Raw genomic sequence first — 12,702 nt, 5'->3', positions numbered from 1 at the left:
TCTTACAGCGGAATTATTATCTCTTGTTTATGAGAAACTTTTAAGAAAATCTGAAGAGTATCTTTTTACATCCGTAAATAAAATATAGGATGTGTAATAATATAGCAAAAGAAAAAACAGAGGCTCTGTCTATGACAGAGCCTCTGAGAAGTTTATTTTGTGTTTATAATTGCATTTTTATGAAATTAGAATTTGTATGCAACACCAACACGGAAATCATTGGTTTTGTAATTGAATTCACGTGTATCGTTTGCGAATTTCTTTTTACCAAAATCGGAGTAACGGTATTCAGCACGCAACAGAATATTGTCTGTCATTGCAAAGTCAACGCCACCACCAATAGTGAAACCAACCATTGTCTTCGTGTCATCAGCCCAAGTACCACCTGTCAAATCTATAGTTTGCTTATTTACTTCTGGTAACTCTTCACCCCCATCAGCTTTCTGCTCAACTTTAGCTCTCTCTCCTTTTCCAGCAACGGATTGAATACCCTGCACTTGCGCATAGGCAATACCTCCAGCAACATAAGGCATAATGCGGTCAACCGCTGCAAAACCGATACGAACGCGGGTAGCCCCAGACCATTTTTCTTTGTAACTGTGCGTTTCCGTTACTTGGTCATCCTCTATAAATTTTTGCTGTCCTGTTAGTTCAACCTTAGCTTTTGTAAGGGCATCATTAAAAAATGTTGCATCTTTTTTAGTAAGAGTCGATTCACGAGCTGTTTTTGATTCTCCACGGTCTGCCCAAACAGCATCGGTTTCAACACCAAGAATAAGACCATTTCCAAGATCTACGTTAGATCCTGCATAAATACCCCCCATGAAACCAGAAGGACTTGGTGTATTATCTTTTTTGAAAAGCTCTTTGTCTTCTCCTGGAATAGTTACTTTGGTTTTACTCGAAAAATTGCCAATTTGACCACCGATATAAAAACCTGTCCAAGAGAATGATGGGGCTGTAACCACTGCTGGTGCAACTTCATGAGGAATTATAACATCAGCTGCATTTGCTGCAGAAACTGAAACCAACGTGACAACAGAAGTTGCCATTAAAAATCTTATATTCATAATTTTGCTCCTAAATTAACTATAAATGATCTTACAAAGTTACAGAGCAAAAAGCTGTAGTAAAAATGTCACAATTATAAATAAAAAGCCCAGAAAACAGCGGTTTTATTAAAGGTAAAAACTTCTTGGAAATTTAATTTTTTATTAATACTTTGTATTCATAATTGCTCTTTTGACGAAATTAGAACTTGTAAGAACTCCAACACGGAAGTCATGGGCTTTGTCGCCTAGTTTCGGATAATTTTTTACAAATTGCTTCTTACCAAAATCTAAGTGACGGTGTTGTGTATGTAGCAAAACATTGTCTGTCATTGTGAAGTTAATGCCACCGCCTATAATGTTGTAACAAACTATCGTCATCGTTTCAGTGATTCATATTCTGCTTTAAAGAACAGTGTAGACTAATTCTGTCTAAAAATATTCCTGTGACTCATGGAAAGATGCCTCCTAAGTCGAGATGACTCTAGAGGCAAGCTCTACTCAAGAATATTCATCTCACATAAACACCTCATGTGGGAAGTTTTATATGCGCCTATCGCTTTTAATACTAGAGCTTTTACAATATAATAAGATAAATAATAAAATAAAGGCCTCGTTAAACGAGACCTTTATATTTCTTGTATTAATTACGTTATTTACGAAATTAGAACTTGTATGCAACACCTACGCGGAAATCGTTGGTTTTGTATTGAAGTTCAGCTGTGTCTTTAAAGTATTTCTTTTTACCATAGTCTGAGTAACGGTATTCAGCCCGCAACAGAACATTGTCTGTCATTGCGAAGTCAACACCAGCACCAAGGGTGAAACCAACGAGAGTCTTTGTTTCATCATATACGTTACCAGAAGCAATAAGTTTACCACCATTGTCCTCTGCAGACAACAAACTATTTTTTTTCACTTCAAGTGCTGAGATGCCCTGCATCTGCGTATAGGCAACACCACCAGCGATATAAGGCATGATACGATCAGCAGCAAAACCAATGCGAACACGGGTCGCTCCAGACCACTTTTCTTTCATAGTAATACTTTCGACGTATTCATCCGAACCTGCAACTGTTAGACCATTTTTCCTTTCGATCTTAGCATCATCAAGGAGTTTATTAATTTCATCAACACTTTTTCCAAATCCAACAGCCATTGTAGGGGAGTTAATTGTGTCTTTTTTACCAATAAAAGAGACATCTGTATCCAAGCCGAAGATCACACCATTGCCGAGATCAACATTGTAACCTGTGTATAGGCCGCCGAGCATACCGGAAAGCTTAAGATCGTGATAACCTAAAGTGCTAGAACCTTTGTCAGTTTTCATTGAACGACTACCAATCTGAGCACCAAGATAAAAACCTGTCCAAGAATAGGCAGGGGCTGCTGTAATCACTGCTGGGGCTGTTTCACGAGGGATGATAACATCAGCAGCTTGTGCTGCAGAAGCTGCAGCTATAGCGATAACAGAAGTTGTTACTAAAGATTTTATATTCATAAACTTTGCTCCTAATTTATTATGAGCACAGTGCTACAAGATAACACGGAGAAAAGCTGTAGTAAAAATGACACAGTCACAGGAAATGGAGAGTTTGCCGAAGATACAATCACTTCATAATTTTGTTTTGTACGGGAAACTATAAACTGTGAATATAAATAACTTTTTGATTTTAAATATAATTTTTGTTTTTTTGTTTATAATTTTTTTTAATAAAATCCTAATAATACTTTTTCATATCTACGATAAAATATGGAATGTGTGATAATATAGCAACATTAAAATGATAGGGGCTCTATCAGAGATAGAGCCTCTTTGTTATTTAATTTACCATCTGTTAGAATTTGTAAGCAACACCAACACGGAAATCATTGGTTTTGTAAGAAGTCTCATATTTATCATTTGAGAATTTCTTTTTACCAAAATCGGAGTAACGATATTCCGCACGGACAATAATATTATTGGTCATGGCTAAATCAACACCAGCCCCAAGGGTATAACCAACAAGAGTCTTTGTCTCATCAGACAGAGTACCAGAAGCTATGACTTTGTCTGAATCTTTGTCTGTTATTGAAATCGATGCAGTATCTTGAAGCTGTGTATAGGCAATACCACCAGCAACATAAGGCATAATACGTTCAGCCGCAAAACCAATACGTACCCGCGTTGCACCAGCCCACTTTTCTTTAAAAGTGAAGCTGTGTGTTCGTTTAACACCTGCTTTAAGTGCATTTTCACCAATATTAATTGCAGCGTCTTTTAACATCTTGTTAATGTAATTGATATGACCTGGGACAATGACATATGTTTTTCCTGTCTTTGTGTCATCTTTATTAGACCACATGATATCTGTATCGACACCTAAAATAAGGCCGTTGCCGAGATCAATATTGGAACCTCCGTAAATACCACCCATAAAACCAGATAGTTTAGGCAAATAATCATCACTTACTGGAATCTTTTGTCCTTTAGCGAGAATATCCATCTTCGTTTTACCCGAAAAACCACCAATCTGCCCACCAATATAAAAACCAGTCCAAGAAAAAGTTGGAGCAACAATAACGGGAGCAACCGGTGTTGGATTTGGGGGAACAATAACATCTGCTGCTTGCGCCGCTGAAACTGAAACAAAAACGAAAGCAGAAGCTGTTATTAACCATTTTATATTCATATTTTTTCTCCATAGCTGAATATTTATTTGAACACGTCATTCCATATAGAGCTCAAACTTCAGATATCTGTAGCAAAAATGATACACTCATAAAAAAAACAAAAATCCAATCAAAGTGCTCTTAATTACTTGATCTGTCGTCAATGAGAATGAAGCGATGCCCATGCATAAATGCGTTCCTCTCGCTAAATTTTTTCTTCTTTATGAACTTTTCAAAAAAAACTATGTCATCACCGTAGAAAGCATGTGCTATTGTCTATGGAAAGATAGCCTCTTGATTATAATGAAAAAATTATCTTTTCTTCTGTAATATTGAAGATGCTCTCATCTTCAATCATTTTATTGAAAGTAACCCAAATTACCCACCTCCATACTAGAAACGAGCACGTGTGTGTGTAGAATTATTTCAGAAAAATTAAAAATGACTTCTTATGAGAGTTCTTAATATCAAGGACAGTGAGAAAACTATTACGATCTTGAGAACAAGCCAAATGCAACTGAGCCATTTAAATTCATACAGATAAATTTATACAAACAATGTATTTAGTTCATTATTTGCAAGACAAAATGCGCATAGCTCTTTGAGAGTTTTTTTATTATATAGGATGTATACGCACATAAACAAAGTTTCGAATAGTTTATGGATTGCAATAAGATCACATTTAATTTACCCGCTCTTTGTTTTTGCTTTAAGCATTTATTGTTTTTGAAAGATTGGCCATTTTTTATCTCAACCCCATAGAAATTCTTTTTTCAAAACTTCAGCCTTCTTTGTCTACGCTCAATTTCATACTCTTTATAAACTAATTGAAAAAAAAGACTCATAACAAACAACCGGTATGATAAATATTGAAACTTGTATAAAAACTCTCCCTAAAGCTGAAAAAATAAGAATTTTTTCTTAAAGTTTTTAAACAAAGCCTTGCTTTAAAAATCATGAATTTGATAGAAAAGCTCTTTGATATTTTAAATCAGAGATCAATAAAGAATATTTTATCTATAATTGAAACCTGCCAATAAAAATCAAAAGTTTAACATTAAAATAAAGTTTTTTACACTTCACTACAGGACTCCTCCTCGATTTTGAGGAAAAATCTTCTTCAGATTCTATCTGCAACAACCTAGATTCTTGCCAAACGCGGGCTTGCCTTGGTTTCCCGCTCATGTGATTTACTTAACTCAAGGGCGTATGGACCACATCTGGACCAAATCCTATTTCTTAATCCACCTCGTATCCTAAAAACACTTAGATAAAGGAGATTTATATGCCTTTATATAACCAAACTTCAAATGAGAGAATTTGCGACATACATAATAGAGTAATCCAAAATCTCCACGTTATATAATTCAATGAAATTTATAACGAGCCAGCGCCATTCTCCACTGTATTCTTTCACCAAAACCTCCCTACTCTTATCTTTTCCGAACAGGACCATTCATTCCCTGCAGATAATCATAATACCCTTCGCAAATAAATAACTCCCCTTGTTTTAAAGCGATAAACAATATCTCCTTTATTCAATTCCCAGACATAGACTCTCTGGTGTTGCTTTCTTACTTTTTAATAACTCATTGGACTTCGTGCGAATAAGTTTGGTCGTTTGCCTTTTCCTGATCCTTTTTTAGGTTTTTGAAACCTTTTTTTACCAGAATGTGACACAGGTACTAACTTCGCTGCTGTTATGAATTGGCTGTTATTTATGCAAGAAAGTTCCATTTGAACAACTTCAGATAAGATCTTGCTCAACTGTTCTCTAAAAAAAAGATCTTTAGAAAGAACAACAGCAGATATGCCCTCTATAAACTTGTGAGAAGACAAAAGGCTCGCTCCTTGAGCAAAAGAGATTGAAGAAAGAGTAGCAAAAGCTGTAATAAAATATTTTATGTTCATAAATTTAACCTCGTAGAAATATCCATAATGGATTTTATCTAGTGTCTTCATTGCTAATTTCCAGAAAAAATAGTACGTTTATAGATAAAAAGTAAGAATTCTTAAAAAAACAAAACTTTGGGGCATTTTAATTTTAAAATAAATGTAAACTACCCTGCGTGGTCAACATAGAAAACACTTGTTTGGCAATGAATAAAAGCACAAAGTGTCGTCTGTGAGACAATAAAGGTCACAAGTGTTATTCAACATATTAATTTATAAGTATAATTTATCATTCCCGCTATTGAATGAGTGCTCTCAGTATCACAGGTTTATCTCATTTCAAACTTGTTCATGGTACAATTAAGCTAAATTATCCGCCTCCATATCATAAATGAAGTTGATATATGGATAAAACTCTTGAAAAAAGTGCTTTTTCTTATGAATCTCTTTAAACGCAAAAGTGATTACATTTTGACTTGAACAAAAACATGCTTTTGCTAACTTATTTCTAGATATCATTCTTTGTATTGTTCAGTATGATCGTGGTCAATTTTTATATCTTAAGCCTATAACATTTTGATTTATAATGATAATATGTCGTTATCTATATTGAATTAGCCCCCCAAATATCATAAAATTCTCTTATGTTAAATTAACCGAAACCATTTATTTGCACATTACAAGTGGGCACGCTTACATGGAGTGAAACTGTACAATAAAAAACGCCTCTTATGAATTGTACCAAGGGTTGTAACAAAATTGGGTGTTGGCAAAATATGTGATGGTAGCGGCTCTTGACTCCATAAGCGTAAAAATGGTGATGCTCAATAGATTTTAGATAATATGAGAAGCTTTATCGTTATATCATTCATGAACGCCGCCGTGTCATGGGCTTGGATGTCTTAAGAAAGCTTTCTTTAAAAAAGCACGTGAATGAGCACCCCAAAATATATTCCGTTTAGGATGTTTTATTTTGCTTGATGGGCGTGACTCCGCTAAAGAATGTGAAAAATAAAAGCGTGAGGCAATGCGTAATCTGCATTCCTTAATAGATATTGCTGTATACTTTTGAAAGACGTAAAATAGAATTAGTGGTGATAAGAATGAGGATTGTTTTTTACACTGATGTCTTTATATTCTTCCCCAATTAAGCTGTATAGCGGTTTCAGAGATTTAAGCCTCTAACCTACTATAATTCCTAGCCTCTCTTCAAAATTACTTTTATTGCCTAAACTTCAAATCAAAGAGAACTTATGTTATAATTGTTATCTGAAAAAATGAGAAAAAAAGGACAAAATGCCGACAATATCGGCATTTTGTCCTCTTGCATCAATAATTTACTTCATTAAAAGCTAATTTTTAAAGTTAGCTATGGGCAAAAATATCAACTTCCGCCCATCCTAAAAGGTCAAGCTTAGCTCTCATAGGCAAAAATTGAAAGCACGCCTTGGCAACATTTTCTCGCTCTTCGCGTCTTAAACGTTCTTCAAATATAAGCTTTAAACGATGCAAGTATAACACATCCGATGCAGCATATTCAATTTGTGCCTGTGATAACGTTTCTGCCGCCCAATCCGAAGATTGTTGCTGTTTAGAAATATTCACATTCAGCATTTCATTACAAATTTCTTTCAAGCCATGACGATCCGTATAGGTACGTGTGAGCTTTGAAGCGATCTTTGTACAAAAAACAGCCTCTGGCATAACACCAAATGTATGCGCTAAAATAGCAAGATCAAAACGCCCGAAATGGAATATTTTGGTGACGGCGTTATCTTTAAGAAGCTTGACCAAATTGGGAGCACTCTTTTGTCCTTTAGCAATTTGTACAATATCAGCAGTCCCATCTCCAGAAGAAATCTGAACAACACACAAACGATCACGATGTGGTTGTAATCCTAAAGTCTCAGTATCAATCGCAATGGCATCAGTTTTATAATTATCTAGGTTTGGCAAATCACCTTGATGGACGCGAATCTCAGCCATTCACCCTCCTCTTTGCTAAAGCGGTAAGAATACGCGCCCAAGACCTCTGCCCCTTATGGAACGATTTTAGATTATACTTTTCATTAGGCGAATGAATACGGTCATCAGCCAATCCAAAACCAACCAAAAGAGTTTCCATGCCGAGAATTGACCGAAAATCGGCAACAATTGGAATCGACCCCCCCATGGCTGTCAAGACAGCAGGAACTTCCCACTCTTGTGATAAAGCATCCTTCGCCTCCTTGATAAAAGATGAATCTTCAGACAACTGAAGTGCTGGAGAAGAACCATGATTCTTAAATTCAACCGTACAATCAGCAGGAATTGAGCTCCGTACATAATCACGCAGCGCTTGGCGTATTTTCGCTGGATCTTGCTTATGGACTAAACGACATGATACTTTTGCACTCGCTTGAGAGGCAATAACCGTTTTCATCCCTTCCCCTTCATAGCCCCCACTAATACCATTAAATTCCATGGTAGGACGTGCCCACACAAGCTCTAAAATGCTCCGTCCTTTTTCACCTGCTGGAATGGAAAGACCGATAGGACCAAGCAAATTTTCAGCAGTACAATTAAGTGCATTCCATGATTGTAAAATATGTGGAGGTGTTTCTTCTACACCATCATAAAAACCAGGAAGCGTCACCTTATTATTTTCATCGTGAAGTCCTGCCAAAACTTTAGTTAAAATACGAATGGGATTGGCTGCTACACCCCCAAAATAACCAGAATGCAAATCACGATTAGCTGCCGTGATAATAATCTCTTCCGCCATAATTCCCCGAAGAGAAAGAGCAATAGATGGTGTATCCGCATCCCACATCGAGGTATCACAAACCAGTGCATAATCTGCCTTAAGCTCCTCTTTATTTTCTTTCAAAAAAGGAACAAGAGAAGGAGACGCACACTCTTCCTCACCTTCACATAAAATAGTCACTTTAACAGGAAGCTGCCCTGTTTCTTTCTTATATGCACGACACGCTTCAATAAATGTCATCAACTGACCTTTGTCATCTGAAGCGCCGCGAGCACAAATAACTTTCTCTCCATCTCTCTCTTTTAAAGAAGGTGTAAATGGATCATCCTCCCATAAACTCAAGGGATCAACAGGTTGAACATCATAATGTCCGTAAAACAATACATGTAAACAATCCTCTGAAGGTCCTGGATGATGCCCAACAACCATTGGATGACCCGGTGTATCACGCCGAGAAGCCTCAAAACCAATGCTTTTTAAATCCTCTACTAACCAATCAGCTGCTTGACGACATGCATCCTTATAAGCCGAGTCTGTAGAGATCGATTGAAAACGTAAAAGAGAAAAAAGGCGTTCAAGGCTCTTTTCTATATTTCCATCAAGATGTGTTAGTACTTTATTCAGCATAAAAAAACCTCTCAAGCCTCATATATTTATATACCTCATATATTTATATAATTGTAAGAACCTGACTTTAAGCCTCTTGTAGGATTTTGCAAGATATCTTATTCATTTTTGACACTGTGAGCAGTAAAAACTTGAACGCCCAGCCTGTAAAATACGTAATATAGGCGTTCCGCATTCCAAACATTCCTTACCTTCTCGTCCATAAACTGAAAAAGTATGTTGAAAATAACCAAGGGAACCATCTATATGCACATAATCACGCAAAGAAGAACCACCAGATAAAATAGCTTCAGAAATCACATTTCGTATATTTTGTGCTAAAGAATCTGCAAGCTCACGTGCATATACCGTTTTTGATGCTAATGTAAATGCACCACGCTGTGGAGACAAACGACTCCGCCAAAGTGCCTCGCAAACATAAATATTTCCAAGCCCCGCAACGATAGACTGATCAAGTAAAACACCCTTGAGAGACATTTTTTTATTAACAAAAGCCTTTTGTAAGTAGCAACCAGAAAATGCATCGCTCATAGGTTCAAGCCCTAGCTTATTCAAAAGCGGATGTTTATAAAGCTTGTCCGTATCAACTAAAAGCATAAACCCAAAGCGACGCACATCATTATAAATAAGTTGGTAAACTTCATCATTCCTTGTCTGAATATCCATAATAAAATGATCATGCTTAACCAATTTATTGGTCGTTGAAAAAGTTTTTCTTAAAAGATCATTCTCTATACGCCATGACCCCGACATTCCTAAATGGCTTAAAATCGTTTCATCCTGAGAAAGATGAAATAATAAATATTTCGCACGCCGACCAAGTTCTAAAATTTTTTTACCAATAAGCCGTTCAGAAAAAGCCTCAGGAAAAGGAAAACGCAAATCTCTTCGATTAAGTTTGACAGATACTATCTTTGCATCAGTGACAACAGACTTAAGTCCACGACGAACCGTCTCTACTTCAGGAAGCTCTGGCATCACTCCTCTTTAATAATTATGCACTTTCCAGTCGTATCACTGATCAATTGATCTTTTTCACATCCTCAAAGAATAAAAATTTTAATCTCATCTGTTCTGTAAATAACCATGATCCTTGTTGAGTAAACTTATTTGGCTTCATACTCATGTAACTCATTTAACGAAAGGTTTTACACGATTAAGCCCTATCTTGAATATTCATTCACGTACTCTAGAAATACTTGCCCTGTCAAGGAAACTTATCAACCTCAAATGACGTGTTTTACTTTTACAGCATAATAAAATTAAGCCCATTCACCCTTACGAAATATAGGAACTCTTACACCATCCTGCGTAATACCATCTATGTCAATTTCACCAGAACCAATCATCCAGTCAATATGAATAACACTTTTATTACCACCACGCGCTGCAATCTCTTCTGATGTTAATGATGCTCCGTCTAAAAAGCATTTGGAATAACACTGTCCTAAAGCAATGTGACAAGCTGCATTTTCATCAAATAAGGTATTATAAAAAAGAAGCTCACTCTTAGAAATTGGTGAAGAATGAGGCACAAGAGCAACCTCGCCCAACCGGCTTGCACCCTCATCACTTTGCAAAACCTGTTGTAAAACTGCCTCGCCTGTTGATGCGTGAGCCTCAACAATGCGCCCTGCTTCAAAACGTACTTCAATATTATCAATCAGTGTTCCTTGATAGGAAAGAGGCTTTGTTGAGCGAACAAACCCTTCAACCCTATGAGCATGAGGAGTCGTGAAAACTTCTTCTGTCGGAATATTAGGATTACAAACAACACCATTTTTTGCAACGGATGCCCCCCCATGCCATTCATGATCATCTGCCAAACCAACTGTTAAATCAGTCCCTGGTCCTGTAAAGTGCAAAGCAGAAAAACGCTGTTCATTAAGCCAAGATGACCGTTTCTTCAAATTTGCGTTATGAACAGTCCACGCATGCACCGGATCTTCTCCTGTAACACGTGAAGCAGAAAAAATTGCATCAGCTAATTTTTTAATCGCCTCATTAAGCGGTAAAGAAGGAAACATTGCCTCAGCCCACCCTGCTGTTGGATAAGCGACAATCGACCAATTGATAGCAAAATTCGATATTTTCTTGAGTGCCGGCTGATAAGCCACTGAAGTGGCTTTATTTAATCGCGCAACTTTATCAAAATCTTGATTGGAAAGGAGTAACGGATTATCACCAACAATCGCTAAACGTGCGGCCCCATTTTCAAAAGCCTTCGCCATTCCCTCATAGAGCCAAGAAGGGGCACAATCAAAACTAGCCGTATGGGCATTTTCAAAACGTGTAAGCGATAACACATCATCACTAAAAATTGGTGTAATGACACCAACACCAACTTTATAAGCATGATATGCAATACGCCGAACAAGAGGTAATGCTGAAACTGGAGCAGTCAAAACAAGATCCTGCCCCTCTTGTAAATTTAACCCCACTTTTACCGTAACTTCTGCAAGACGATTAAGCATTTCAGGCGAAATTGTCTCATGAATATCAAAATACATTACCTACACCCTTCTTTAAATAAAATGTATTCTTACGCTACCATATTTTAAATTATTTTTCTCGATCCTTTCAATTCTTTCTCTACGTCTATTTATGCGTATCACTCTTACTAAAGAATTTACTTAATTCATAAACCGCAATGGGGTGTAAGACTCTTCTTCGGTTGCGCAAAAACTTACCAGTTTCTGTGTCGTTTTTCTAACATTGCAACAATTGCATTTAACTGATCTGATGAAGGCAACGTCATAATTGTTTTATTTTCCTCTTTCCTCGCTAGAGGTCTAGGCGCATAAGCTGGAATGGGAACTTTATCAAGCTGGATCATAGCAAAAGACATAGGCTGTACCGTCTTAGACTGTGCTACTGCTGTTGAAGGAGATGTACTTTTTTCTGCCTTTACTCCCTTACTTTCTAAGCCTTCATCGATAAAGCTTGGTGCATAACCAGAACGTTCCTGAGCAAAGGCATAAGCAACATCATAAGGACGGTTATCCGTAGGAACTTGAAGTGATCCATCGCGGGATCGCTTTTCATAAAAAGCATTCCCCCCTGCAACATGAACATAATGCATGTTTCTATAAGGAAAAGACAAACCAGCGGTATGAAAAAACTTAGCGTGTTTAACCTTCTTATCTCGTTCACCGCGTAAAACTGCATCAGCAGCTTCTCTTACACGAGCAACAGATGCTTTCTCCGTCATAGGACGCGTTAAAACACCAGGGGCAAATTGCTTATATTGGCCAACAACACCACAAATTGTCTTAGGATAAGCGGTTGAATTAACACGATTCATAACAACCGTCCCAACGGCAATCATTCCTTCACGACTTGAGCGGTTTGATTCAAAATACATCGCACGCATAAGGCATTGGCGCTCTGTCAATGGATACGTAACTGTTTTTGTCTTCTTACTATTTACTTTTCCAGCATCTAAATGACTTGTAGCACACCCCACAACAACCAGGGGTGCTACGCAACAGGTAACAAAAACATTCCAACGATTTTTTTTCATCTTAGGTAACACATTCCTATAATCTCTGAGCTATTCAAATTTTGAAATGAGCTTTAAATGTATCTCTCAATAAAGTATACAACTAATTGTTACCACTCAGTAAAATTTTAATACAAATGGTAATCAAAAACTATCTATGCGAAATAAAAAATAAAATACTCTTAATTTATAGATCAATATTGTCACTCCTCACAGGACAATATAGGCTTATA

The 12,702-nt window shown here is 36.9% G+C and carries 9 protein-coding genes; all 9 read right to left on the bottom strand.

Annotated features, from left to right (window positions below):
* Positions 1-185: 185 nt before the first annotated feature.
* Positions 186-1,070 carry an outer membrane protein gene (locus PVV59_RS03780; protein ID WP_273754665.1) on the bottom strand — a complete coding sequence of 295 codons (885 nt, stop codon included), beginning with the start codon at positions 1,068-1,070 and terminating at the stop codon, positions 186-188.
* Positions 1,071-1,713: 643 nt separating this feature from the next.
* On the bottom strand, positions 1,714-2,550 hold the full coding sequence (locus PVV59_RS03775; protein WP_273754664.1) for an outer membrane protein: 837 nt from the start codon (positions 2,548-2,550) through the stop codon (positions 1,714-1,716).
* Positions 2,551-2,887: 337 nt separating this feature from the next.
* The gene (locus tag PVV59_RS03770; RefSeq protein ID WP_273754663.1) at positions 2,888-3,721 is read right to left on the bottom strand and encodes an outer membrane protein; all 834 of its coding nucleotides are present in this window, start codon (positions 3,719-3,721) and stop codon (positions 2,888-2,890) included.
* Positions 3,722-5,282: 1,561 nt separating this feature from the next.
* Positions 5,283-5,612 carry a hypothetical protein gene (locus PVV59_RS03765; RefSeq protein WP_273754662.1) on the bottom strand — a complete coding sequence of 110 codons (330 nt, stop codon included), beginning with the start codon at positions 5,610-5,612 and terminating at the stop codon, positions 5,283-5,285.
* A gap of 1,347 nt (positions 5,613-6,959) precedes the next feature.
* Complete coding sequence (locus tag PVV59_RS03760) at positions 6,960-7,580, bottom strand: ribonuclease D (protein ID WP_273754660.1); 621 nt, start codon at positions 7,578-7,580, stop codon at positions 6,960-6,962.
* A complete protein-coding gene (locus PVV59_RS03755; protein WP_273754659.1) occupies positions 7,573-8,967 on the bottom strand; it encodes a M20/M25/M40 family metallo-hydrolase in 1,395 nt (464 codons plus the stop codon). The genes PVV59_RS03760 and PVV59_RS03755 overlap by 8 nt, the downstream gene beginning before the upstream one ends.
* A gap of 102 nt (positions 8,968-9,069) precedes the next feature.
* Complete coding sequence (gene mutM, locus PVV59_RS03750; RefSeq protein WP_273754658.1) at positions 9,070-9,945, bottom strand: bifunctional DNA-formamidopyrimidine glycosylase/DNA-(apurinic or apyrimidinic site) lyase; 876 nt, start codon at positions 9,943-9,945, stop codon at positions 9,070-9,072.
* 284 nt (positions 9,946-10,229) lie between these two features.
* Complete coding sequence (locus PVV59_RS03745; protein WP_273754656.1) at positions 10,230-11,477, bottom strand: aminopeptidase; 1,248 nt, start codon at positions 11,475-11,477, stop codon at positions 10,230-10,232.
* 176 nt (positions 11,478-11,653) lie between these two features.
* Positions 11,654-12,490, bottom strand: a complete 837-nt coding sequence (locus PVV59_RS03740; protein ID WP_273754655.1) for a cell wall hydrolase — start codon at positions 12,488-12,490, stop codon at positions 11,654-11,656.
* Between the last annotated feature and the right edge of the window lie 212 nt (positions 12,491-12,702).

Source organism: Bartonella sp. MM73XJBT.G, assembly GCF_028618435.1.
Classification (GTDB): domain Bacteria; phylum Pseudomonadota; class Alphaproteobacteria; order Rhizobiales; family Rhizobiaceae; genus Bartonella.
The sequence above is the reverse complement of the archived record's forward strand: the minus strand, read 5'-3'. Positions and strand labels throughout refer to the sequence as shown.

Excerpts from the sequence above, each read along its gene's own strand:
- PVV59_RS03780 (WP_273754665.1), bottom strand. The coding sequence starts at position 1,070 with ATGAATATAAGATTTTTAATGGCAACTTCTGTTGTCACGTTGGTTTCA.
- PVV59_RS03775 (WP_273754664.1), bottom strand. The coding sequence starts at position 2,550 with ATGAATATAAAATCTTTAGTAACAACTTCTGTTATCGCTATAGCTGCA.
- PVV59_RS03770 (WP_273754663.1), bottom strand. The coding sequence starts at position 3,721 with ATGAATATAAAATGGTTAATAACAGCTTCTGCTTTCGTTTTTGTTTCA.
- PVV59_RS03765 (WP_273754662.1), bottom strand. The coding sequence starts at position 5,612 with ATGAACATAAAATATTTTATTACAGCTTTTGCTACTCTTTCTTCAATC.
- PVV59_RS03760 (WP_273754660.1), bottom strand. The coding sequence starts at position 7,580 with ATGGCTGAGATTCGCGTCCATCAAGGTGATTTGCCAAACCTAGATAAT.
- PVV59_RS03755 (WP_273754659.1), bottom strand. The coding sequence starts at position 8,967 with ATGCTGAATAAAGTACTAACACATCTTGATGGAAATATAGAAAAGAGC.
- mutM (WP_273754658.1), bottom strand. The coding sequence starts at position 9,945 with ATGCCAGAGCTTCCTGAAGTAGAGACGGTTCGTCGTGGACTTAAGTCT.
- PVV59_RS03745 (WP_273754656.1), bottom strand. The coding sequence starts at position 11,477 with ATGTATTTTGATATTCATGAGACAATTTCGCCTGAAATGCTTAATCGT.
- PVV59_RS03740 (WP_273754655.1), bottom strand. The coding sequence starts at position 12,490 with ATGAAAAAAAATCGTTGGAATGTTTTTGTTACCTGTTGCGTAGCACCC.